The sequence below is a fragment of the Bacillus yapensis genome (genome assembly GCF_005280205.1).
GTDB classification, from domain to species: Bacteria; Bacillota; Bacilli; order Bacillales; family Cytobacillaceae; genus Robertmurraya; species Robertmurraya yapensis.
In genome coordinates, this window is the sequence record NZ_SUND01000020.1 from 1 (window position 1) to 23,582 (window position 23,582).

At 37.8% G+C, this 23,582-nt stretch carries 21 protein-coding genes; 14 read left to right on the forward strand and 7 right to left on the reverse strand.

The window, feature by feature from the left end:
- Positions 1–121 precede the first annotated feature (121 nt).
- Positions 122–583: a DinB family protein gene (locus FAR12_RS19625; protein ID WP_126410474.1), complete on the reverse strand. Its 462-nt coding sequence runs from the start codon at positions 581–583 to the stop codon at positions 122–124.
- A 165-nt stretch (positions 584–748) separates the two neighbouring features.
- On the opposite strand from FAR12_RS19625, the gene FAR12_RS19630 reads away from it, so the two are divergent.
- The gene (locus FAR12_RS19630; protein ID WP_246010452.1) at positions 749–2,935 is read left to right on the forward strand and encodes a beta-propeller domain-containing protein; all 2,187 of its coding nucleotides are present in this window, start codon (positions 749–751) and stop codon (positions 2,933–2,935) included.
- A 104-nt stretch (positions 2,936–3,039) separates the two neighbouring features.
- Here FAR12_RS19630 and FAR12_RS19635 read toward each other — a convergent pair whose 3' ends face one another.
- On the reverse strand, positions 3,040–3,252 hold the full coding sequence (locus tag FAR12_RS19635) for a hypothetical protein (RefSeq protein WP_126410475.1): 213 nt from the start codon (positions 3,250–3,252) through the stop codon (positions 3,040–3,042).
- Between the two features lie 202 nt (positions 3,253–3,454).
- Here FAR12_RS19635 and FAR12_RS19640 point away from each other — a divergent pair, with 202 nt between their 5' ends.
- The 8 genes from FAR12_RS19640 to FAR12_RS19670 all read left to right on the forward strand — a co-directional run bounded on the left by FAR12_RS19640 (position 3,455) and on the right by FAR12_RS19670 (position 11,915).
- Complete coding sequence (locus tag FAR12_RS19640) at positions 3,455–5,173, forward strand: ABC transporter ATP-binding protein (RefSeq protein WP_126410476.1); 1,719 nt, start codon at positions 3,455–3,457, stop codon at positions 5,171–5,173.
- A 23-nt stretch (positions 5,174–5,196) separates the two neighbouring features.
- Positions 5,197–6,081 (forward strand): carbon-nitrogen hydrolase family protein, encoded by an 885-nt coding sequence (locus FAR12_RS19645; RefSeq protein WP_126410477.1) that lies wholly within the window; start codon positions 5,197–5,199, stop codon positions 6,079–6,081.
- Positions 6,065–6,733, forward strand: a complete 669-nt coding sequence (locus FAR12_RS19650) for a GNAT family N-acetyltransferase (RefSeq protein ID WP_126410478.1) — start codon at positions 6,065–6,067, stop codon at positions 6,731–6,733. Before FAR12_RS19645 ends, FAR12_RS19650 begins: the two co-directional genes overlap by 17 nt.
- Before the next feature lie 86 nt (positions 6,734–6,819).
- Positions 6,820–7,605 (forward strand): ABC transporter ATP-binding protein, encoded by a 786-nt coding sequence (locus FAR12_RS19655; protein ID WP_170972266.1) that lies wholly within the window; start codon positions 6,820–6,822, stop codon positions 7,603–7,605.
- A complete protein-coding gene (locus FAR12_RS23870) occupies positions 7,602–8,471 on the forward strand; it encodes a hypothetical protein (RefSeq protein WP_246010453.1) in 870 nt (289 codons plus the stop codon). Before FAR12_RS19655 ends, FAR12_RS23870 begins: the two co-directional genes overlap by 4 nt.
- A 73-nt stretch (positions 8,472–8,544) precedes the next feature.
- The gene (locus tag FAR12_RS23875; protein ID WP_246010454.1) at positions 8,545–9,219 is read left to right on the forward strand and encodes a hypothetical protein; all 675 of its coding nucleotides are present in this window, start codon (positions 8,545–8,547) and stop codon (positions 9,217–9,219) included.
- Positions 9,220–9,550: 331 nt separating this feature from the next.
- Positions 9,551–10,666 carry a glutamate 5-kinase gene (proB, locus tag FAR12_RS19665; protein WP_126410479.1) on the forward strand — a complete coding sequence of 372 codons (1,116 nt, stop codon included), beginning with the start codon at positions 9,551–9,553 and terminating at the stop codon, positions 10,664–10,666.
- Position 10,667: 1 nt separating this feature from the next.
- A complete protein-coding gene (locus tag FAR12_RS19670) occupies positions 10,668–11,915 on the forward strand; it encodes a glutamate-5-semialdehyde dehydrogenase (protein WP_126410480.1) in 1,248 nt (415 codons plus the stop codon).
- A gap of 79 nt (positions 11,916–11,994) precedes the next feature.
- Here FAR12_RS19670 and FAR12_RS19675 read toward each other — a convergent pair whose 3' ends face one another.
- From FAR12_RS19675 to pxpB, 4 genes are all read right to left on the reverse strand, one after another.
- Entirely contained in the window at positions 11,995–13,998 is a 2,004-nt protein-coding gene (locus FAR12_RS19675) for a metallophosphoesterase family protein (RefSeq protein ID WP_126410481.1), read from the reverse strand.
- A gap of 76 nt (positions 13,999–14,074) precedes the next feature.
- Positions 14,075–14,830: a LamB/YcsF family protein gene (locus FAR12_RS19680; protein WP_126410482.1), complete on the reverse strand. Its 756-nt coding sequence runs from the start codon at positions 14,828–14,830 to the stop codon at positions 14,075–14,077.
- Between the two features lie 11 nt (positions 14,831–14,841).
- Positions 14,842–15,813 (reverse strand): 5-oxoprolinase subunit C family protein, encoded by a 972-nt coding sequence (locus FAR12_RS19685; protein WP_126410483.1) that lies wholly within the window; start codon positions 15,811–15,813, stop codon positions 14,842–14,844.
- A complete protein-coding gene (gene pxpB / locus FAR12_RS19690; RefSeq protein ID WP_126410484.1) occupies positions 15,810–16,496 on the reverse strand; it encodes a 5-oxoprolinase subunit PxpB in 687 nt (228 codons plus the stop codon). Before pxpB ends, FAR12_RS19685 begins: the two co-directional genes overlap by 4 nt.
- 144 nt (positions 16,497–16,640) lie before the next feature.
- Here pxpB and FAR12_RS19695 point away from each other — a divergent pair, with 144 nt between their 5' ends.
- On the forward strand, positions 16,641–18,758 hold the full coding sequence (locus tag FAR12_RS19695; RefSeq protein WP_246010455.1) for a peptidoglycan D,D-transpeptidase FtsI family protein: 2,118 nt from the start codon (positions 16,641–16,643) through the stop codon (positions 18,756–18,758).
- A 53-nt stretch (positions 18,759–18,811) separates the two neighbouring features.
- Here FAR12_RS19695 and FAR12_RS19700 read toward each other — a convergent pair whose 3' ends face one another.
- The gene (locus FAR12_RS19700; protein WP_126410485.1) at positions 18,812–19,000 is read right to left on the reverse strand and encodes an alpha/beta-type small acid-soluble spore protein; all 189 of its coding nucleotides are present in this window, start codon (positions 18,998–19,000) and stop codon (positions 18,812–18,814) included.
- Positions 19,001–19,284: 284 nt separating this feature from the next.
- Here FAR12_RS19700 and FAR12_RS19705 point away from each other — a divergent pair, with 284 nt between their 5' ends.
- From FAR12_RS19705 to FAR12_RS19720, 4 genes are read left to right on the forward strand one after another with little or no spacing between them, the layout of a single operon-like run.
- Positions 19,285–20,826 (forward strand): spore germination protein, encoded by a 1,542-nt coding sequence (locus tag FAR12_RS19705; RefSeq protein WP_246010456.1) that lies wholly within the window; start codon positions 19,285–19,287, stop codon positions 20,824–20,826.
- A 24-nt stretch (positions 20,827–20,850) separates the two neighbouring features.
- Positions 20,851–22,008 (forward strand): Ger(x)C family spore germination protein, encoded by a 1,158-nt coding sequence (locus tag FAR12_RS19710; RefSeq protein ID WP_126410486.1) that lies wholly within the window; start codon positions 20,851–20,853, stop codon positions 22,006–22,008.
- Positions 22,008–22,229, forward strand: coding sequence for a hypothetical protein (locus FAR12_RS19715; protein ID WP_126410487.1), 222 nt, complete (start codon positions 22,008–22,010; stop codon positions 22,227–22,229). The genes FAR12_RS19710 and FAR12_RS19715 overlap by 1 nt, the downstream gene beginning before the upstream one ends.
- Positions 22,226–23,323, forward strand: coding sequence for a GerAB/ArcD/ProY family transporter (locus FAR12_RS19720; protein ID WP_126410488.1), 1,098 nt, complete (start codon positions 22,226–22,228; stop codon positions 23,321–23,323). The genes FAR12_RS19715 and FAR12_RS19720 overlap by 4 nt, the downstream gene beginning before the upstream one ends.
- Positions 23,324–23,582 lie beyond the last annotated feature (259 nt).

Below are 23,582 nucleotides of genomic sequence, written 5' to 3' on the forward strand. Positions count from 1 at the left end.
AAAGATAAGTAGGAGAGTAAACGGTTGACGGTCAATTAAGGGGCCCCTTTAGGGGCTTCGTTGGTAAAATGCCCTTATAGGGCGAAATTAAAACCGCCCGTTTTACGGGCGGATACTTACTTTATCTTTTCACAAATAAAGGAAGGTCAGTATGTCCCATTAAACGTAAGTATACAAATAAGTTTCCCTTATGATTGATTTCATGGTCAATAGCCATTTGCAATAATTGCTTTGAATTTAATTTTATACCCATTTGTTTAGTTAAATCGATTTCACGTCGTAATTCATCATCTGTAATGGATTGAATAGTTTCTACTGTTAAGGCTGTGTATTTCTCTACTAAGTCAGTTAGGTTTGTTTCCTGGTCCACAGGTTTCTTCGCTAAATATGTGGGATCTCCAGTTTTTGCTATAGTTGCAAAGGCATAAAAGGAATGTAGCATATGTTTCACTAATGTTTTAGTTCGCATTGACGTTTCTGTTGGTCTGAAGTCGTATTGACTTTCCTGAATTTTGCGCACAAGCTCATTCGTAACCTCTCGGTGTGATAAAAAATGTGATAGCAACTTTTCTGATTTTGACATTCTCTCACTCCTCCCTTTAGTCTACCTCCATTTTAAAATAGGACTGACAATACCTCAAATTCAAGGTAGATTAAGTTGAAAATTATTTTTGTAACAAAAATGTAACTTTATATAAGAAAACAAAGTCAAAGAAAATAAAGCGCTTTGATATCAAGGAGGGTTGAAATGAAAATTAAATGGTTAAGTTTGTCTTTGTTTGTTGTTGTGGTCTTGATTGTTGTTAGTTACTTTTACATGACTCAATTGAAACTGGTAAATGGGTGGAACGTAGAAGATGAATCCACTGTCGTCCTTAATAACAAAACATGGACACTGTCTTTTTCTGAAAAAATAGATGAAAAAACAGTCAATGCTAACACGGTGTATGTGACAAATGATAAAGGGGAGAAAATAAACACCGAAATTTCCTTAAGCAAAGATAAAAGCACATTAAGAATTATTCCTCCAGAGAATGGATACGACTTAAAGGCTAGATTCTATACACTGCATGTCGGAGATGAAGTTAAATCTGTTTTTGGCAGAGGGATGGGGTCAGACCAAACGATCCGGTTTGTTGTTCAGGAATCCTTACCAGTCATTGGTTCTAAGGATAAGCTCGATCAATATTTTGCAAGTATTATGGAAGCAGAGGCTGAAAGTCAAACTAAATTTGGCCTAAGATTAGAGACGGCAGAATCGTCTAATGAATCAGCAGATAGTGCTGCTGGGGCTATAGAGAAACAAGCTTCACAGGATGTGTCTGAAACGAATATCCAAGTACAAGGGGTCGATGAAACGGATATTGTGAAAACAAACGGTACCCATATTTATCAGATCACGGATAACAAGGTTAATATTATTGAAACCAATAATGGAGCTGAAATGAGAAAGTTAGATTCTCTCTCATTTCCAAAAAACTTTACACCTTCTCAACTTTTTTTGCATGAGGATAAACTGTTAGTGATTGGTAATAGTTTTGAGGACATGAATAGTAACGACGATGGTGCGATAAAGAAAATGATTGCACCAGTCAATGATAAAACCAAAGCGATTGTTTATAATATTGCAGACCCAAGTAATCCAAAGGAAGAAAGAACGCTCACTTTAGATGGATATATGGTTTCTGCAAGAAAAATTGACAGTATTGTCTATTTAGTAACGAATCAATACCCACAATATTGGATTTTGCAAGAAAATGACCAAATAGATTTAAGACCACGTTATTCAGATAGTAAGATTAGTGAAGAAGATTTGGTCGTTGATTATGACGAAATTCAATACTTCCCTGATTCAAAGGAACCGAATTATACACTGATTTCAGCATTTGATCTTGAAAAACCTGATAAAAAAGCTACTGTTACAACCTATTTAGGAAGCGGCGATCAAATGTATATGTCCACAGAAAATTTATATTTAGCAGTACGAGATTGGGGAATAAGAACCTTAATTGATGGACCAGTACAAGATAGCGAAAATACAACGATTTATAAGTTCGGTATTGATGAACTTAAAGTAGAATTTAATAGTTCCACTGAGTTGGAAGGGAGCATTCTTAATCAATTTTCAATGGATGAGCATAACGGGTATTTTCGTGTTGCCACAACAGAAGGGCAATCATGGAATGAAGAAAGTCCTTCCTCCAATAATTTGCTAATCTTTGACGAAAATCTCAAGCAAGTTAGTTCGATTGAGGATCTAGCTCGAGGAGAACGAATTTATTCCGCACGCTTTATGGGTGATCGTGTATACATTGTTACCTTTAAGGAAACAGATCCGTTATTTGTCATCGATACAACTGAGCCAGAATCTCCTAAGGTATTAGGTGAATTGAAAATTCCAGGATTCAGCAACTACCTTCATCCGTATGATGAGAATCATCTGATTGGCTTTGGTTATGACACAAAATCGGTGACTACGAAGGATTCAAAAGAGCCACTTATTCTAACAGGTGGCGTCAAGCTATCTCTATTTGATGTATCGGATATGAATAACCCGAAGGAGAAGTTTACGGAAATCATTGGTGGGAGGGGGACGTATTCACCTCTAAATTATGACCATAAAGCTTTATTGTTTGATAAAGCAAAAAATCTCTTTGCTTTCCCAATTAATATTTATCAAGAGGTTGAAGGCAGCGATTTTGAACAAAAGTTTGAGTTTCAAGGGGCGTATGTGCTTAGTGTAGATAGCGAGGAAGGTTTTAAGATAAAGTCAAAAATCTCTCATATGAAAGGCAACGAGCCATTTGAAGAATGGGAGAATGAAATTCAACGCCTCGTCTATATCGGTGATACTCTATATGCTTTATCAAATTCAAAAATCTCTTCTCATTCACTTGATGATTATCAGATGAAAGAAGAGCTTACTCTAAACTAATAATATTGACGCTCAAATCATTTCGTGATTTGGGCGTTTTTTTGAGCTTAAACTAACTAAATACAAAGAGCTTGGCATAATGGCCAAGCTCAATTTTTCTCTCTTCAATCACAGCCACTACTACCACCACTATCAGAACTTCCTCCACCTCCATCAAAATGGCTATGGCTCTCCATCGTGAAATTTTGACTCTCACTAAGGTTAGTAAACGAATGAAGCGCTGGATCATTCGAATTGTGATGAATTCTTTTATTCTTTCGGTCAATTAGCGAAGCCAAAGCAATGACCCCAGCAAAAATAATAAATAACCATATCATTGAAATCACCTCATCTTCATTATATCAGAAATTTCTAATAAATAATAAGTGTTTTACCAACAATTGGATGGTAGTAAGGTATGATTATTTGAAGATTCCTTGATACTCCTTCATTTACTTTTACTTTCTTCTTCGTTTATTATATAGGTTAGTAGATTTTAATTCGTAACCCTAAAAACTGACATGAGAGAGGACTACTTATATGATTCGCCGTTTTTTTTCTTATTATAAACCGCATAAAAAATTATTTACCCTTGATTTTAGTAGTGCGATCGTTGTTGCTCTGTTGGAACTTGCTTTTCCATTAGCTGTCCAATGGTTTATTGACGACCTATTGCCAGATGAAAATTGGTCGATGATCGTCTCGGTCAGTATTGCACTGCTAGCGATGTATTTACTTAGTATGTTTTTACAATATATCGTGAACTACTGGGGCCATAAGCTCGGAATCAATATTGAGACCGATATGCGCCAGCAATTGTTCCAGCATGTACAAAAGCAATCATTCCGATTTTTTGATAATACAAAAACAGGTCATATCATGAGCCGAGTCACAAATGACTTGTTTGATATTGGGGAATTAGCCCACCATGGCCCAGAAGATGCTTTTATCGCTGTTATGACCTTCGTAGGGGCATTTTGGATCATGCTTACGGTCAACGTTCAATTAGCACTGGTTACGTTCCTTGTTGTTCCATTTCTTATTTGGTTAATTACCTACTGCAATCTTCATATGAACAAAGCATGGAAAAGAATGTACGGTGTAATTGCTGACATAAATGCGCGAGTAGAAGATTCAGTATCTGGTGTTCGTGTTGTTCAGTCTTTTACAAACGAGAAATATGAGATTTCTAGATTCACAACGAACAATCAAAGATTTCGTCTTGCGAAGCTCGCAGCTTATAAAATTATGTCCTATACATCATCAGGAATGTACATGATGACTCGTCTTTTTATTTTGGTTGTACTTGTCTATGGTGCATGGCTAAGCTTCAAGGGTATTCTTTCCTATGGAGAGCTAGTTGGTTTTGTGCTTTACGTGAATGTACTCTTTAAACCAATTGATAAAATTAGTGCCCTTATGGAGTTATATCCAAAAGGAATGGCTGGTTTTAAGCGATTTACTGAACTAATTGATTCAGTTCCTGAGGTTCAAGATCAAGAAGATGCTATTGAAGTGGGAGCATTAAGAGGAGATATCGTTCTAGAGAATGTTGGCTTCGCTTATGACCATAATAAAAAGGTACTGGATGGAGTAAATTTATCTATCGAAGCTGGAAAAACTATCGCCTTTGTTGGTCCTTCTGGAGCTGGAAAAACAACGATTTGTTCCCTTATTCCACGCTTTTATGATGTTAATGAAGGGAGCATCAAAATCGACGGGATTGATATCCGAGAAATGACGAAGGAATCACTTCGCCGTAATATCGGAATCGTGCAACAGGATGTCTTCCTTTTTACCGGTACTGTTAAAGAGAATATCGCTTACGGAAAACTTGATGCAACGGACGAGGAAATTGTTGAGGCAGCACGTCGTGCCCATTTAGAAGATTTTATCCAGTCTTTACCTGATGGCTATGAAACAGAAATTGGGGAACGTGGTTTGAAGCTCTCTGGTGGTCAAAAACAAAGACTAGCGATTGCGCGTATGTTCTTGAAAAACCCTCCAATTCTAATTCTTGATGAAGCAACATCAGCTTTAGATACAGAAACAGAACTTATTATTCAAAAGGCACTTAATGAACTTGCTAAAAATAGAACGACATTGATTATTGCACACCGATTAGCAACTATTCGTAATGCAGATCGCATTGTCGTTGTAACGGAAGAAGGAATTGCTGAAGAAGGTGGTCATGACGAATTGATTCGCCGTGGTGGCATTTTTGCTAATCTTCATAGCGTTCAATATCAACAAAGTTAATAAATTTGAAAGGGGAATACCTAATGAAGCTTCGTGTTTCAGCTGTCCAATACCATCTCCATACGATTGGGTCCTTTGATGAATTTGCGAATCAATGTATCCATTATGTGAAAACAGCTCAGGAGTTTGGTGCAGAATTTGTTTTATTTCCAGAATTTTTTACAACACAGTTACTTTCCATTGGGGATGAAAATGGTGCCCCTTTAACTATTAATGATTTACCAGGATTTACTGAGCAGTATCGAGAGCTTTTCGTTGAACTTGCTCAATCAAACAATATCCACATCATCGGGGGAACCCATGTACTCGAACGAAATGGAAAACTCTACAATGTGGCTCATTTGTTCTATCCAGATGGCAGAGTGGCTGAGCAAGCAAAGCTCCATATTACGCCAACAGAAGTAGAAGAATGGAATATGTCAGCCGGGGATGCTTTAAATGTGTTTGATACGGATAAAGGAAGAATTGCGATCCTTACTTGCTACGACATTGAGTTCCCTGAGATTGTTCGTATGGCAAAGGCAAAAGGAGCAGATGTAATCTTCTGTCCTTCGTGTACCGATGATCGTCATGGCTTCCACCGTGTCCGTTATACAAGTCATGCAAGAACGATTGAAAATCAAGTCTATGTGGTGCTGACTGGTACAGTTGGGGCATTGCCGACCGTTGATTTTATGCGGGCTAATTTTGGGCAAGCTGCTGTACTCACACCAAATGATATTCCCTTCCCACCAAAAGGGATTATGGTCGAAGGTGAATTGAATAACGACATGATTGTTACAGCTGATTTAGATTTAGAATTATTGTATGAGGTTCGAGAAAGAGGTGCTGTAACGACTTGGCGTGATCGTCGTACAGACCTTTATGTAGACTGGGAAAAGGATGAAGTCAATGGCGTATCAAAGTGAGTTTTATGTATTTGATGACGGAAAGCCACTGTCAGCGGTTATTCGCAACTATAATACGAACGACTTTGATGAACTCATTCAAATTCAAGCAGAATGTTTTCCGCCACCTTTTCCGTCAGAATTGTGGTGGAATAAAGAACAGTTAACGAATCATACGACCCTTTTTCCAGAGGGTGCACTCTGTATGGAAATCGAAGGGGAGTTAGCTGGATCTTTAACGGGGTTATTAGTTCATTTTGACCCAAACCATCCACAGCATACTTGGGAGGAAGTGACCGATAGCGGCTATATTCGAAACCATCAACCGGATGGAAATACGCTTTATATAGTCGATATTAGTGTCCGTCCGAAATATCGAAAGCTAGGGTTAGGGAAACTCATGATGCAGGCGATGTATCATCTCGTTATTCAAAAAAGTCTCGACCGTCTGCTCGGTGGAGGGAGAATGCCTGGATACCATAAATTTGCAGAGAGTTTGCGTGCTGAGCAATATGTGAATGAAGTGGTAAAAGGTGAGATTAAGGATCCGGTCATTACCTTCCTGTTAAGATGCGGGAGAACGCCTTTGACAATTGTTGAAAACTATTTAGATGATGAAGAATCGCATAACTATGCTGTTCTGATGGAATGGAAGAATCCTTTTAAAAAATGAAATAACACCTATGGGTAAAAATATCCATAGGTGTTTTTAATTGGAAAAAATATGGTAGAATGAAAGAAAAATAGAAGGTGATTCCTATCGGAAATGAAGTTGTCTTATCTATTAAAGATTTACAGAAAAACTACGGGAAAAAACAAGTATTGGATGGGATTAATTTAGAAGTCTCAAAGGGCCAAATCATTGGTTACATCGGGCCGAACGGTGCTGGTAAAAGTACGACTGTGAAGATTTTACTAGGTTTAGAGGAAAGCTATCGAGGGGACATCGAGATTTTCGGAAAAAGGATACAAGGAAACACCGAATATAAGCGGAAGATAGGTTATGTACCAGAAGTAGCTGAAATGTATGACAATCTAACAGCCTATGAATATTTAACCTTTGTTGGAGAGCTTTACGGTCTTGAAAGTGAAGTTGTGGAACAAAAGGCAGAGAAATTAATGGATTTGTTTGGCTTAAGTGGTCTTTTTCATACGCGTATTTCTTCTTTTTCAAAGGGCATGAGACAAAAAGTGCTCATTATTTCTAGTTTGCTACATAATCCTGATTTACTCTTTTTTGATGAACCGATTAATGGGCTAGATGCCAATAGTGTAATGGTTTTTAAAGAGATCCTTTCTCAGCTTGCTGCAAATGGAAAAACGGTGTTTTATTCATCTCATATAATGGACGTCGTTGAAAAAATCAGTAGTCGTATTATTTTGCTCAACGGAGGAAAAATTGTCGCCGATGGAAGCTTTGAAGAGCTCAAGAAACAGAACAAAGAGGGTACGTTGGAGGAGATTTTTAATCAGCTTACAGGCTTTAATGAACATAAGGAAATCGCAGAGCAATTTGTGAGTGTCATTCAAGGTGATTTAATATGAAGGATTTTCAAACATTAAAGTTCCTCGATATGTTCAAGTTCTTATTTGTGAAACTGGGGATAGATTATGGTGTGATGAGGCGAATACTTCAAGTCAAATTATTAATGGATCAAAGAAGAGTTCCGACGATTTTTAATCAAACCGGAAAAAAGAAGGAAAAGGACCAGAATTATTTTATTAAAGGCTTATGGATGTACGTTCTATATGGTGCATTATTAATTCCATTTATGATTCTAGGAGAAAGCTATCTTTTTCAAACAAGCATTATCTTTGGAATTGTGATGTTTCTTATTATGACATCGATGATTTCTGATTTCTCATCCGTTCTTTTGGACATCCGTGATAAAACCGTGCTCGCTACCAAACCTGTCGAACGAAAGACGATCAGCATGGCTAAGACCATTCACGTGTGTATCTACCTCTTTTTTCTATCCGGTGCACTCACGCTTCCTAGTATTATTGCTGGATTAATTAAGCATGGAATTCTTTTTACGTTCTTATTTTTAATCGAAATCATCTTCATTGATCTGCTGATTGTTGTTCTAACGGCACTTATCTATTTTGTCATTTTGAAGTTTTTTGATGGGGAAAAATTAAAGGACATTATCAATTATGTTCAAATAGGTTTAACAATCGCCTTAGCTATTGGTTATCAATTCGTCGCGCGATCGTTTGACATCCTTAATCTTGATATCGTTTTTGTACCGAGCTGGTGGCAATTTCTGATTCCACCGATCTGGTATGCTGCACCTTTTGAGCTATTGTTAAATCACAACTTCTCTCCTTTATATTGCTTTATCTTTGCTAGCCTTGATTGTCCCAATTATCTCATTCACTCTTTATATAAAAATGATGCCCGCCTTTGAAAAGTATCTGAAAAAATTATCTGATCATAGCGGGAGAGAAGGGAAGAAAGCTCCAAGATGGAAATCATGGTTGATGAATCTATTTTGTTTTAGTAAAGAGGAAAAGGCATTTTACCGGTTTGCTGAACTAATGATGAAAAATGAACGGGAGTTTCGATTGAAGGTTTATCCTAGTCTAGGATTCTCTTTAGTTTTTCCATTTGTTTTTATCGTCAATCAGCTGACTTTTAACAGTTATGCAGAAATCAGTTCAAGTAAATGGTATTTATCGATTTATTTTTGTACTATTATCATTCCAACGGCAGTCATCATGTTTAGATTCTCTGGAAAATATAAAGGTGCATGGATTTATAAAACAGCACCAATAAAAAGTTGGAGCTCGCTTTATAGTGGGACGCTTAAGGCATTTCTAGTGAATCTTTACTTACCCATATTCTTGTTGGTTAGCATGATTTTTCTATTTATTTTTGGTTTCAGAATTATACCTGACCTGTTCATTGTGTTACTGAGTTCGATTTTATATGCCTATATTTGTGCAAAAGTGCTTATAAAGTCATTACCCTTTTCTGAGTCGTTTGAAGATGCGCAGAAGGAGTCCGGATTAAAGATTCTGCCATTTGTCCTTTTAATAGGCGTCTTCTTCGCAATTCACTATTTTTCTTTACAGGTACAGTGGGGGTTATGGGTGTATTTATTGGTCCTTGCGGGGATTCAAGTCTTTATATGGCGAAGGCCATTTAGAAATTAAGAACATTGTTCTTGACATTACACATCGATACTCTGCATAATATATAAAAATTGAACGTGAATGAAGGACTAGTACGCAATGGTGGAAGTGTTAGAGAGTGGAATTTACGAGCTGAAAGATTCCATCACAAGAAGCCGGCCGAACCTACCTTCAGAGTCTTATGCAAACATAGGCGCGTACTCAGCGTTATGAGTTAAGTGGAATGTTGCGACATTCAAGCAAGGTGGTACCACGGAGAGATTAACCCTTTTCGTCCTTATTTTTAGGGATGAGAAGGGTTTTTTTATTTATCGGGAACTCATTACATACTCTTTTGGAGGAATCAATGGTCATGGATAAAAAGCGCATAGTTGTCAAAATTGGTAGTAGCTCTTTAACGAATTCGAAGGGCGAGATTGATAAAGCGAAATTTATGGATCATATCGAAGCAATTGCAGCGGCAAGACAGGCCGGACATGAACTCATTCTTGTCTCTTCAGGTGCAGTAGCTGCTGGCTTTTCAAAGCTTGGTTATCCAAGTCGTCCTGTGACATTAAAGGGTAAACAAGCTGCAGCTGCAGTAGGCCAAAGCTTATTAATTCAGTCATATATGAAAGAGCTAAGTCCATTTGGGATCCTTCCTGCGCAAATTCTTTTAACGAGAAATGATTTTTCTAAAAAAGAGCGCTATCGAAATGCCTATTCTACGCTTTCAGAGTTATTGGCAAGAGGGATTCTGCCAATAATCAATGAAAATGATACGGTTTCTGTTGAGGAGCTTACCTTCGGAGACAATGATATGTTGTCTGCACTTGTAAGTGGAATGATCCATGCAGATCAATTAATCATTTTGACCGATATTAATGGTTTGTACGATCGCAATCCTCGAGATAACCCTGATGCTAGGCGTTTTGATTTTTTAGAGCAGATAACAGATCAAATGCTTGGATTTGCTAAAGGTACCGGCTCAAATGTGGGCACTGGAGGTATGAAATCAAAGCTGATCGCTGCGCAAACGGCGAATTCTCTAGGGGTAAAAGTCTTTATCGGGCTAGGTAAAGGGGAAGATAAGCTACTTCGAATTTTGGAAGGGAATGGTGACGGGACTTATATCGGGAGTAGGTTGTTAACTACTGTAAAGAACAACAAACAATGGATATCCCTCCATTCGCCAGTAGCGGGGAAAATTTTTATCGATAACGGTGCTGAAAATGCTATTTTGTCAAAAGGAAGTAGCTTGTTACCAGCAGGGATATATGGTGTTGACGGCGTATTTGATAAAGGAAATGTAGTGGAAGTGTACGGTAGAAATGGATTGCTCGGCAAAGGTGAAGTTCTCTATTCTTCAGAGGAAATTCGCAAGCTGATGGGAAAAAGAAAGCCCGAGCTTGAAACAGAAAAAGTCTATTCATCAAATGAAGTCATTCACCGAGATCAATGGGTTCAATTATTTGAGGGGAGAGATTGAAATGAGTGAAGTGCTGTTAAAGGGACAGAAGGCAAAGGCTGCGAGCTTAAGGTTTGTTGGTGTCACGACAGAAGAGAAGAACCAGGCTTTATTGGAAATTGCAGAAGGATTGCTTGCGGAAAAGTCACTGATTATCGAAGAAAATGCAAAGGATTTACAGGCTGGAAAAGAGCGAGGCTTATCGGATGGGGTTCTCGACCGAATTATGCTGAATGAGAAGAGAATAGAAGATATGTCAAAAGCGATTAAGCTTTTAATAGAGCTAAAGGATCCGATTGGTGACAACCTTGAAACAATCCAGAAGGAGAACGGATTGCTCATTAAAAAAAATCGCGTACCAATTGGTGTGGTCGGGATGATCTATGAAGCGCGCCCAAATGTCACAGTGGATGCCGCTACTTTATCTCTGAAAACCGGCAATGCAGTAATTTTGCGAGGAAGTTCATCTGCTTACTATTCAAATAGAGCACTCGTACAAACAATTCATAAAGCCCTTGCTAAGACGTCACTACCACTTGATTCTGTACAGCTGATTGAAGATACGAGCCGAGAAACAGCAAAAGAACTGTTTACACTAAATGAATATTTAGATGTTTTGATTCCAAGGGGTGGGAAAAATCTCATCGATACAGTTGTGCGAGATTCAACCGTTCCGGTACTAGAAACTGGTGCAGGCAACTGTCACGTTTTTATAGATGAAACAGCCCAGTACGAAATGGCAGAAAGAATTGTGGTAAATGGGAAAACACAGCGTCCGTCGGTTTGTAATGCAATCGAGACAGTATTAATTCATGAAAAATGGTTTCCTCAGTTTGGAACTGAGCTACTGCAAGCCCTGACTAATCGTGGTGTTGAGATTTATGGAGATGAACAGGTTGTCCAGACGTTCGGAGCAGCAAAGCAGGCTACTGAAGAGGACTGGGCAACAGAATATTTAGCCCTAAAAGTTAGTGTGAAAGTGGTTCAAGATGTTGAGGAGGCTATCGACCATATTAACACTTATGGAACGAATCACTCGGAAGCAATTGTTACTGAAGAGGTGTCAAATGCAAAGTTGTTTATGATGAAGGTCGATGCAGCTGCTGTATATCATAATGCTTCCACTCGATTCACAGATGGATTTGAGTTTGGTTACGGAGCGGAGATTGGTATTAGTACTCAGAAGCTTCATGCAAGAGGCCCTATGGGGTTAGAAGCCTTAACCTCAAGTAAGTATTTTATATATGGAGAAGGGCAAGTGCGGGAATAAGTGTATTACGAGAGAACCCGATACAATGATCAAAAAAACAGAGGGAATAAATCTCTCTGTTTTTTCTAACAATAGAAAACTATTTAAAGCTGGAATCATAGACTTGTGAGTCCTTAAGCTGGAGAAGCTGCATGTTGACTTCATTGTGTTCCATTATGAGTAAACCCAAATTATTTTTTGTTTCCACAATCGAGTCATTTGGTAGAGATAAGTAATGAATCAATTCCTTCCATAAACTATTTTGCTCACTGTTAGAATCTCCGTTTTCAAAAGAAAGGCTAAAGTTAGAATTGCAGAAACGATGAAGTTCCTTTTCACCGTTTAAAAACGTGTTTAATCTTAGAACTCCTTGTAGAAAGAAATTGGTTAATAAGGAATAGCTGTCATTTTTCATGGGACTACAAGTGAATTGCTGGATTTTCCGTTTTTGTCCATTTTGGAAAGAAACCACTGTTTCGACAGCTGAAGCCATATGTGCATCGCCTGAGAGTATGACGCAATTCTTAGGATTCCACTTGGAGATTTGCTCATGAAAGTCATGGTACCCTTTTCCGTTAAATATCCAAAATTCCAAATCAAATGCTGTTTGTACTGGGATATTTAATAGCTTTAAAGGAGAGATATATTGATATAAAAAGGTTTCAATCAAACGGATTCCATAAAATGGGGCAGGTGAAACTAGGATAAGAGGGGAGTCGCTTTTCCAACCACTGTCCTCTAACTGTGAGGAAACGATTTCCCATCCTTCTTGGCTAATTAATTGGGGACCCGAGGCTATTTCTTTTATTAGCTTTCCAGTTGGAGTAGGTTTAGACGTAGGTTCAAATGAGCGCATTGTACGCGTATCTAGAAACAATGCTTTCGGATGTGTAGGTGCAACAAAGGACCAATTCTTGAAATTGAGTAGCTGTTTTTGCCAGGAATCATACGAAGTCGAATGAATTTGATAAGATTTCATATAGGATTGCATGTTCTGCATAAATTCGTTGTCAAATTGTTCGGGAGCATTTCCCCAGCACTGAAAAGCCCAACAAGAAGCTAAGCCATTTGCGATAACATGCTGCCCTAACGCGGAATTTTCGACATTCTTCTTCCACTCAAAAGATAAATTCCAATCATCAGTCACATCATGATCATCAAACATCATATAGGTTGGAATATTCGCTAATAATCTACGAATCTGCGGAAGGGTTTGTTGGAATTGTTGAAGATTTTCTAATTGCTCCTCATAATTTATTTTATCCTTTTTTATGGTTAATTCCTCAAAGGTCAAACTATGCTTTTCATTGGCCAAAGTCCATAATTCAGGATTTAGGCTTAATAAATACATAGCTACGAACTCGCCGAATGTAATGAGATGATTATGTGCCTTCCTTGAGGTAAAATGACAAAAATTTTCTATAATATATTGCCTGCTATGAACCTGTTTTAAGGCTTTCTGAAAACATGGTTCCGCTAAGCGACTGTCAAGCAAAGTCAAATCCTCTTCATATCCAATCAGTTCCTGTGCTAAATCAATAATAAAAGGGAAAATTGGGTCAGCCACATCATCGGCATAAATTTGGTCGCCAACTAAAAATAATGCACCTGGCCGTTCGCTCGTATCAAAATAAGATTCCTTTAGTTTCAAATCTCCAGCCGCAAGGGCATCTTCGCCTTTTCCATGGGGTTTTCGACATGATCCAAATAATATCTTTTCATTTTTCGTCCTGATTAAAAGAGTTGGATACTTTAATGGTGTGTATACGATAGAGTTCTGATTATCTTTATCTAGTAACCCAAGACTCTTAAAATCGAATTTTTCATTTGAATTGGAAAAATGAAGATTATATCCTATTAGGCTTTCAATGGGGAAAGGGCTACTAATCTCAATTAGATAACAGAATAGACGTTTACCCAACCGAATCTGCTTTATTTCTGTTTTCACATGTAAAGGTCTATATTGGTAATGACTCTCAAAGTTCTGTACCTCAAACATTTCCGCTCTAATATCGTATAGTTCACTCATCGCTACCCAAACATATACTTTCATAGGCTCAACCCTACGAATAATAGGTCCTGCTAAAAGCTTTGGCAATTTCATGGACATCACAGCTCCATAAATCGAGTTGTGATAGTATATTCAACTATTTGGATTCGTGTGTAAGCGACCCAATTCCTTAAAAATGAGTAATTGTAATCCCAGCCTTGCTTAATCCTTCTGAAATCGTTTTGGCAAACTGAACAGCATGTGCTCCATCGCCATGAAGACAAATGGTATCTGCTTTTATGGGAATTGCTTCTCCATCAACTGATTCTATTTTGCCTTCGATAATCATTCGAGTGACTTGCTTCAAAGCAGTTTCATCGTCATGAATAAGAGAATCCTTTCTACTTCTAGGAGTTAAAGTGCCGTCACTTTGATAAGTCCTATCCGCAAAAGCTTCGTTGGCGGTGCGAAGTCCAAGTCGTTTCCCCGCCTTAATGAGCTCACTCCCAGCTAAGCCAAATAAAATGAGCGTAGGATTTACTTTATAAACAGCCTCTGCAATCGCTTCAGATAACTCAGCGTTTTTAGCGGCCATGTTGTAAAGAGCTCCGTGAGGCTTCACATGCTGCATCACACCGCCTTCAGATTGGACAAAAGCGTTGAGAGCACCAATTTGATAGATTACAAGTTCATAAGCTTCCTGAGGAGTGATGCTCATTTCTCTTCTTCCAAATCCATTTAAATCAGGTAGACCGGGGTGTGCTCCAATCGCGATATTTTTTTCGAGAGCAAGCTGTACGGTTTTCCTCATTGTATGAGGATCTCCAGCATGGAATCCACAGGCAATATTGATACTTGTAGCGTAGTTCATTAATTCATTATCGTATCCAAGTGTGTAGCGGCCAAAACTCTCTCCCATATCACAATTTAAATCAATAACAGGCATATGAATTACTCCTATCTATATTTGAGTTTAATAGCTCGTTTAATGTCGGTCAGGTAAGTTTCGTTTTTTCTAAAAAGGTGTTGTGCTTCTTCTAGTGTAACCATTTGAAAACGCACTTGGTCCATAGGCTTCATTTGCGCAAGCAGCGGTAAATCTACGGAAATAACTTGAGCTATCTTCGGGTAACCTCCTGTCGTTTGCCGGTCTGCAAGAAGGATAATGGGGGAACCATCTGGTGTAATCTGTATAGTCCCAAGGGATACAGCCGCAGAAAGCATGTCCTTTTGTTCCTTTTGCATTAGCTTTGGTCCGCTTAAACGATACCCCATTCTGTCTGCTTCTTTAGTTATTGTAAAAGTCTCATTAATTAATAGATTTTTACTAGCATCTGTAAATAAATCAAACTCGTGACCTTTTAACATACGAATAATGGGATTTATCGGTTTATAAAAGGGCACGAACCATTTTGCTGGTCCGTTTGTATGTAAGTGGTCCATGACCTTTTTAGAAAGCTCAGTTAAATTTCCAATTTCAACCTGATCGCCTGACTGTAAAGCCCGTCCTAGTAGCCCTCCCAATTTCCCTCTCACATAAGTGGAGGCACTCCCCATTACATATGGAACGACAATTCCGCCGGCCACAGCTAAATAAGCACGAGCGCCATTTATAGACTCCCCAAATTGAAGTGTACTATCTTTTTTTACAAAAATAGGACGCCACATTGAGATAGTCTGGCCATCAATCGATGGGGATAAATCTCCGCCACATATCGCAATCAGACTGTCTTGATGAAACTGAATGGAGGGACCTACTATTGTCATTTCAATGGCTGGCGTATTTTCTTCGTTACCAACTAATAGATTGGCAATGCGAAAAGAAAAAGAATCCATTACACCACTAACGACTACCCCATACTTTTGATATCCATATCTGCCTAAATCTTGAATCGTTGAAAGAAGGCCAGGCTTTTTAATCGTTATCATGAACGCGTTTGCTCCATTTCCATATATTGATCCAGGCTAATTGGAGTAAAGTGGACCCTGTCTCCAGCTCTTAATAGACTTGGTACTTCTTGATTTGGTAGAAAAAGTTCTAGCGGAGTCTTACCGATTAATTGCCACCCACCTGGTGTTTCAATTGGATAAACCCCGGTTTGCGTACCGGCAATGCCAACTGACCGAGCAGGGATTTTAAGCCTTGGTGTTGCTTTTCTAGGTGTTGCGATTTTTTCGGACATCCCGCCTAAATATGGAAATCCAGGGGCAAAACCAATCATATAGACAATATATTCACCTTTGGCATGAATATCGATGACCTCATCGGTAGTTAAACCATTTGTCTTTGCTACTTCGATAAGATCTGGTCCGAAGTCTCCACCATAACAAACCGGAATTTCAATCATTCTATACTCATTAGGTTCGTCCCATTTAATGTTTTTAAGTAAGTGAGACAGTTCCTGACAAACCTCTTTGTAAAAAAGTACTTCAGGATTGTAAAAGACAGTAATCGTCGTGAAAGCAGTGGTGAATTCAATCATCCAATCTGGCGGGTTTTCTTCTATGTAGTTTGAAACAACTTGAATTTGTTTGTGGATCGTAGGATTAATGATATTCCCAAACTCCAAAATAACGGCTTGATCTCCTAAAGGATAAAATTGTAAATCCATGTTAGAACCCCTTTATAGCTTTATGAAAAATATTATAGTATGAAATTAAGAATTTTCATATTTTTTAAGTAAATAAGAAACTTTTTCCAGAAAAATATGGTCTAATAGTAATAGAGCATTTCGTTTTAAAGGGGGAGAAGAAGCGTGCATCGAGATAAGAAAAAGAAGAAAACGCATGTGCCTTTTCGTGTGAACATTATATTTTTTGCAGTATTCCTCATGTTTTCCTTACTTGTCTTAAGATTAGGGATTGTACAAATCGTGCACGGGGAGGATTATAAAAGGGAGATTGAAAAAACCGAGGACATCATTATTAGTCATTCGGTTCCCCGTGGAAGAATGTTTGACAGAAATGCTGAAATCATCGTAGACAATACACCTAAAAATGCCATTACATATACCAATTATGGGGCGGATCAAAAGGAAATGCTGGAAGTGGCAGAAAAGCTTGCACAATTGATTGAGCTCACACCTAACAAAGTTCAAGAACGAGATATGAAGGATTATTGGATTAGGGAAAATCCTGATCGCGCCAAGGAAAAAGTTCCTAAAGAAGAAAGGGATAAGCTTGATAAAAAGCTTGAGAAAAAAGAATTAGATAAAGAAGTATATAAATTAACGCTTGAACGAATAACAGAAACGGAGCTTCAAGAATTAACGGCTCAAGATTTAGAGATATTAGCTATTTATATAGCTTTTAATAGTGGGTATGCGCTGACTCCGCAAATTGTTAAAAATGAAGGAGTTACTGATGAGGAATTTGCAGCTGTCAGTGAAAATCTTCAATACTTGCCTGGTGTTGATACGACCACCGATTGGGACAGGAAATATGCCTTTGGGAATACACTTCAAACCATTCTTGGAAACGTAACGGATACGAATGAAGGGATACCGAAAGAAAAGCTTGATTATTATTTGGCCAGAGATTACAACCGCAATGACCGAGTGGGAACAAGTTATTTGGAAGCACAGTATGAGGATGTTCTTCATGGACAAAAAGCGAAAGAGAAAAATGTCACCGATAAAGCAGGGAATATTGTGAGCACTGAAGTTCTCTCAGAAGGCCAAAGAGGCAAGGATCTCGTTTTAACGATTGACATGGAACTTCAGATTGCAGTCGAGGAAATTATCGAAAAACATTTGCTAGATGCTAAAAAGATCCCTAATACAGGCTTTTTAGATCGGGCCTTTGCTGTGCTTATGGATCCGCGTACTGGGGAAGTTTTGACGATGGCTGGAAAGCAATATGCACGAAACGAAAAGACAGGACAAATGGAAATGCGAGATTTTGCAGCAGGGACGATTAATACTTCTTATAATGTGGGTTCCTCTGTAAAAGGTGCGACGATTTTAACAGGATTTCAAACAGGGGCAATCACACCAAACACCTATTTCGTTGATCGTCCATTAAAAATTAGGGGTACAGATTTAAAGGGTTCCTATAGTAACAGTCTAGGTACGTTGAATCCAGTCAGCGCGCTTCGCTTATCATCGAACGTCTACATGTTTGAGACGGCGATTCGAATCGGTGGGGATAGGTATGAATATGATCAACCATTAAATTTTAAGCCTGATGCGTTCGAAAATTTTAGAGATTCATTCAGCCAATTTGGATTAGGAACAAGGACAGGCATTGATTTACCAAATGAGCAAATCGGATTTAAGGGACAATCAACCTTACCAGGGTTTTTACTCGATCTATCTATTGGACAATATGATACGTATACGCCAATGCAGCTAGCCCAATATGTATCGACAATTGCCAATGGTGGGAACCGAATTCAAGCTCATTTAATTAAAGAAATTCGTGAACCAATTATGGAGAATGAAAAATTAGGACCAGTGTTCGAAGAAATACAACCGGAAATTTTAAATCGTCTAGATTTGGAGCCAGGGTGGATGGAAACCGTGCAGAAAGGGTTTCGAGAAGTCGTGACATCAGGTACAGCAAGTAGTGCTTTTACGAATATGACAATTGATTACAAACCAGCTGGAAAAACAGGGACAGCACAGGCTTTTTATGATGGGCCCGAGCGAAAAAACTATGATGCACCACCTTCTGTTATCAATCTTAGCTTTGTGGGTTACGCCCCTTATAATAATCCAGAGGTCGCAATAGCTGTCATTGTACCATATGCGTACTCTAAAAGTAGTGGATACCCTTCTACAAACCTGAAAATTAGTAGAGATTCACTAGACGCCTATTTTGACTTGAAGAAGAAAAGAGAAGAAGGGAAGCTAACAGAAATAAATTCTAATTAAGGAATATAGCCTGTTTTAATTTGAGGAGACCCAATCGGGCCTCCTTTTTTTCGTTATTGTTTATTTTGCAATTGTTGCTGACCAAGTCGGACGAGCCGTTTTGTCATTTCTCCCCCAACTGAGCCATTCGCACGCGCGGTCGTATCTGCACCAAGCTGCACTCCAAACTCGTTGGCGATTTCTTCCTTCATTTGGTTAAGAACATTTTCAGAACCAGGAACCAAAAGTTTGTTTCTTGCCATGATACACCACTCCCTAGCATGGATTGAGCAATTACTAGGTCGCTCAGCATTTTCTGAGCAATCACAAAGCAATTGCTCATCTTTAATTTCCCCAGAAGGTGCAAAAATATATATTGCATTAGGAAGCTTTTTTGCTAAGCCCTCCTTTCATTAATAAACAGTAATCTCCATCATATAAAGTCTATGATTTCCTATAATTAACAATGATTTTCATATAAATGTAAACGTAGGGAATATTAAGTATGATATTTGCTATGAAATTTATGAAAAAGGGGGCTAGCTTTTTGAAGAGATTCATTAAGCCGAAGAAGCTTATTCAGGAAATTGTGATACAAGCCCCGATCGAGGAGCCTATCGTCCCTAATATTCAAGAAAATATTAAGCGTTTGAAGTCTTCATTTGAAAAATGTTCAGATGTTAAATTTCGAGAGATTAAATTAGAGAATATCAAGGCATTTATTCTTTTTGTAGACGGTTTAGTTGACAATCAAAGTATTCAATTTAATGCGATCCACGAACTCCTATCTGAAACAGTACATGCACAACTTACTTCAGAATATATTGAACAAAGAATTGTTTCGATTAGTGATGTGATCGAAATAGAAAAACTTGATGATATTGTGAAAAATGTTTTAGATGGAAACACTGTGTTAATTGTCGATGGTCTAGAAAAAGCCCTTGTACTTAATGCGAAAGGTGGAGAAAGAAGAGCGGTTGCTGAACCAGAAACCGAAACAGCAGTCCGTGGACCGAAAGAAGGATTTGTTGAAAATATAGCGGTTAATATTGCTCTTATCAGACAGAAATTAAGATCGAATCATCTCAAATTGATTACAAAAGAAATCGGGACTGTCTCAAGAACGATTGTAGGAATGATGTATTTAGAGCATCTAGCATCACCTGAGTTGGTTAAAGAAATCGAGGACCGTCTTGAACGAATAAAGATAGATGCCATTTTAGAGAGTGGTTATATTGAAGAATTTATTGAAGATTCCCCAAGTAGCCTGTTTCCTCAAATCCAAAATACAGAAAGACCTGATACAGTAGCCGGAAATCTTTTAGAAGGAAGAGTGGTCATACTGATAAACGGTAGTCCGTTCGCACTTATTGTTCCTGCTACCTTTTGGCAATTTTTACAGGCTAATGAGGATTATTACCATCGTTATCATATTTCATTTTTTATAAGATTTTTGAGGATCATTATGGTATTTCTAGCACTTTTACTACCGGCAATTTATATAGCAGTTACGACCTATCATCAAGAAATGATTCCAACTAACTTGCTATACAGCATTGCCGCAAGCAGAGAGTCGATTCCTTTTCCTGCTTTTATTGAGGCCATGATTATGGAAATAGCCTTTGAGGCACTTCGAGAAGCTGGACTTAGGCTTCCAAAAATCGTAGGTCAGGCTGTTAGTATTTTGGGGGCTCTTGTAATTGGACAAGCTGCTGTAGAAGCAGGAATTGTTTCAGCACCAATGGTAATCGTTGTTTCTTTAACGGGAATTGCTTCATTTACGATCCCAAAGTTTAATATGGCGATTTCAATTCGGATCTTACGTTTTCCAATGATGTTCTTAGCTGGGATGTTTGGATTGTTTGGTATTTCCATTGGTGGATTAATCATCGTTACACATTTGTGTAAACTACGTTCTTTTGGCGTTCCTTATTTTTCACCGATCGCTCCTTTAAAATGGCGGGAATTAAAAGATATTTTTGTGCGTTATCCTTGGTGGGCAATGGACAAACGTCCAACTCAGACAATAGAAGAAAACCTAAATAGACAAGTAGATAATTTAAAGCCTAGCAGTGTTCAGCAGAAATAGTTTTTTCATTAAGGAGAGCTCCAAATGAAAAAAATCCAACATATCCTTTTCGTTTTTGTCATTGCACTGACATTAACCGGTTGTTGGGACCGTACTGAAGTGAATGACTTGGCCTTTATTACTTCTACAGGAATCGATAAATTAGAAGATAATTTGTTTCAAGTTTCCATTCAGGTCCCTCTCCCGAGTGCAATGGGTGGTCCTAGTGGAGGCGGTGGAGGAACAAGCGGCAATAAGCCTTACTATGTAGATTCAGGAATTGGGAGAAATGTTCGCGAGGCGAATGATGATATGCAAAGACGTATGTCTAGGGAATTATATTTTGCTCACCGACGGGTGATTATTCTTGGAGAAAAGCTTGCATCTGAAGGAATGGAACGTTCTCTAGACTTAATTTTAGAACATCCAGAATCCCGACTATCCACTTTTATGTTAGTTGCAAAAGGGAATGCCATGGATATCTTAACGTCATCACCTCATTTTGAACAAATCCCTGCAGAAGCTGTCAGGGAATTAACGAAAACAGCATTGAAAATGAATACAAGAGAAATTATTAATCAATTGCATTTACCTGGAAAGGATCCGATTATTCCAGTAGTTCGGACTGTAACGACTCAAAATAACGGTCAGGATGAGAAAATAGAATTGCAAATAGATGGTGCGGCCATTCTAAAGGATGATGTGCTCCAGTTTATGACAAATGACCAAGAAGCACTCGGAATATCTTGGCTCTTAAAAAGAATGTATGAAAAAAAGTTAACGGTTTCGGTTAGAAAAGAATCGGAATTAAATCTGATTGTCGAAGATTACAAGCTAAAACCGAGTTATAAGATAAATAACAAACTTCCAGAATTTACAATTAGCCTATTTGTAGATTGTAATCTGCTACAGAATGAACCAGACTTAAATCTTGAAGATCCAGATATATACAGTTTAGCGACGAGAAAAATTGAAGAAGAAATAAAGAAACAAGTAGCAGGGATTATCAATCATGCAAAATCTGTAGGAGTGGACCCATATGGATTAGGATGGTTGGTTTATCGTCATGACAACAAGCTTTGGGAAGAAAATTTATCAAAAAATTGGAGAGAACTCCTTCCTGATATTAAAGTTGCGGTAAATGTAGAGGCTGAGATTGCAGTAATAAATAATAAGGGCATCAAGATAAGGGAGGCAACGTGATGCTTACACCTCTAATTGTGGTTACTATTCTAATGCTTTTTTACCTTAAGAATTGGAAAGAGCTTAAAAAGGACAAAAAAGAAAGAAACGGGGTATTATTTCTAACCTTCATAGCGATTGGAATATCGATTATGGTGGCATTTGATGTACCGCTCTATATATTAATGAAAGTTCTAAACCAATCACTCGGTGATTTGACAAAGAATGTGATTAAGGTATGAAACAGCAAATATCAGTATTACAGTATGCATGTATCATCGGAAATTTCATTTTTACAGGTACACTAGTCTTGATTCCCCAATTAATCATAGAGATTTCCAAACAAAATTCGTGGATAGTTGTTATTGTTACTTTTCTTTTTATTTATGGGATTGTGTATTTTCTAAGCAGTCAAACTGACAGGATTAAGAAGATTAAAGGGGTTTTCAATTCGGAGAATAAATCATGGTACACAAAGGTTTTCTTAACAGTTTTTCTATTTTTTATGTTGTCCATTTTTATAAGAGACTTGCAAGTGTTAAATGGATTTATCGACGCAGTTTTGTTACCTAAAACACCGATTGATGTCATCGCTTTCTTAAGTATTTTATCGCTAACATATATTAGTCTTACGGGGATTGAAGTTATTGCGAGAATAACGGTTATTCATTTCTTAACAATCTCCATCATCATCGTGGCTCTGCCATTTCTTTTGTTAAATGAGATAGAGTTAGCGTATCTTCAACCTATTGGTGGTATTAATTTTTTCTCTGAATTGATAAAGTCTGTGTATATTTATTTTTCTTGGATAGCTGAAGTTGTCATATTTATTTTTTTGCTTATTTTTATTGAACCTTTTAACCAATTAAGAAAAGCAAGTATTTTAGGCCTTACTTGTGGCTTAGTAGTACTTTTGATCTTAATGCTCTTGAACATTACTGTACTGGGAGTAGCGGTAGCATCCGAAGCAACTTATCCGAACTTCGCATTAATTCAACAAATCAATTTAACCGATTTTCTTGATAGGTTAGACCTTATTATAGTTGTTGTATGGCTTCCAACGATGCTTTGTAAACTTGCCTTACTTTTGTTTGGTATTCAGAAATTATTAAATGTTATAAGGGGGAAGGATTCGGATTTTAGTATCATTCCATTAGGTATCCTGCTTGGACTGACGAATCACTTCTTTAAGAACAATATTGCATCAATTGAGTATTCGTTTTTTACGTGGCCAACACTTGGGATGATACTAGAATTGATCATTATTCTCGGTTTTATATTTTTCAAGTATTTTAATAAGAAGAATAAAGGAAAAAACAATGAAATAAAGGCATAACGTTATTATCATAAAAAGGGTTGTTGTCGTAAAACAACTCTTTTTCGCATGTTTTTTAAGGAGGTAACTTAAAATATCCGTAAGTTTATACTTTTATGTTGTCAGTCAAGTTTCCTATGAGTTAAAATGTTTACTATAGTAAACTTTTTTAAGTATATCCATAGTTTGAGTGTTAATCGGGGAGTTTGATAAATTTTCGAAAGATTGACAGTAGGTCTTTCGGATTATAAAAAATGTACACTGAAAAAGTCACAAATGG

Excerpts from the sequence above, each read along its gene's own strand:
- FAR12_RS19625 (WP_126410474.1), bottom strand. The coding sequence starts at position 583 with ATGTCAAAATCAGAAAAGTTGCTATCACATTTTTTATCACACCGAGAG.
- FAR12_RS19630 (WP_246010452.1), top strand. The coding sequence starts at position 749 with ATGAAAATTAAATGGTTAAGTTTGTCTTTGTTTGTTGTTGTGGTCTTG.
- FAR12_RS19635 (WP_126410475.1), bottom strand. The coding sequence starts at position 3,252 with ATGATATGGTTATTTATTATTTTTGCTGGGGTCATTGCTTTGGCTTCG.
- FAR12_RS19640 (WP_126410476.1), top strand. The coding sequence starts at position 3,455 with ATGATTCGCCGTTTTTTTTCTTATTATAAACCGCATAAAAAATTATTT.
- FAR12_RS19645 (WP_126410477.1), top strand. The coding sequence starts at position 5,197 with ATGAAGCTTCGTGTTTCAGCTGTCCAATACCATCTCCATACGATTGGG.
- FAR12_RS19650 (WP_126410478.1), top strand. The coding sequence starts at position 6,065 with ATGGCGTATCAAAGTGAGTTTTATGTATTTGATGACGGAAAGCCACTG.
- FAR12_RS23870 (WP_246010453.1), top strand. The coding sequence starts at position 7,602 with ATGAAGGATTTTCAAACATTAAAGTTCCTCGATATGTTCAAGTTCTTA.
- FAR12_RS23875 (WP_246010454.1), top strand. The coding sequence starts at position 8,545 with ATGAATCTATTTTGTTTTAGTAAAGAGGAAAAGGCATTTTACCGGTTT.
- proB (WP_126410479.1), top strand. The coding sequence starts at position 9,551 with ATGGATAAAAAGCGCATAGTTGTCAAAATTGGTAGTAGCTCTTTAACG.
- FAR12_RS19670 (WP_126410480.1), top strand. The coding sequence starts at position 10,668 with ATGAGTGAAGTGCTGTTAAAGGGACAGAAGGCAAAGGCTGCGAGCTTA.
- FAR12_RS19675 (WP_126410481.1), bottom strand. The coding sequence starts at position 13,998 with ATGAAATTGCCAAAGCTTTTAGCAGGACCTATTATTCGTAGGGTTGAG.
- FAR12_RS19680 (WP_126410482.1), bottom strand. The coding sequence starts at position 14,830 with ATGCCTGTTATTGATTTAAATTGTGATATGGGAGAGAGTTTTGGCCGC.
- FAR12_RS19685 (WP_126410483.1), bottom strand. The coding sequence starts at position 15,813 with ATGATAACGATTAAAAAGCCTGGCCTTCTTTCAACGATTCAAGATTTA.
- pxpB (WP_126410484.1), bottom strand. The coding sequence starts at position 16,496 with ATGGATTTACAATTTTATCCTTTAGGAGATCAAGCCGTTATTTTGGAG.
- FAR12_RS19700 (WP_126410485.1), bottom strand. The coding sequence starts at position 19,000 with ATGGCAAGAAACAAACTTTTGGTTCCTGGTTCTGAAAATGTTCTTAAC.
- FAR12_RS19710 (WP_126410486.1), top strand. The coding sequence starts at position 20,851 with ATGAAAAAAATCCAACATATCCTTTTCGTTTTTGTCATTGCACTGACA.
- FAR12_RS19715 (WP_126410487.1), top strand. The coding sequence starts at position 22,008 with ATGCTTACACCTCTAATTGTGGTTACTATTCTAATGCTTTTTTACCTT.
- FAR12_RS19720 (WP_126410488.1), top strand. The coding sequence starts at position 22,226 with ATGAAACAGCAAATATCAGTATTACAGTATGCATGTATCATCGGAAAT.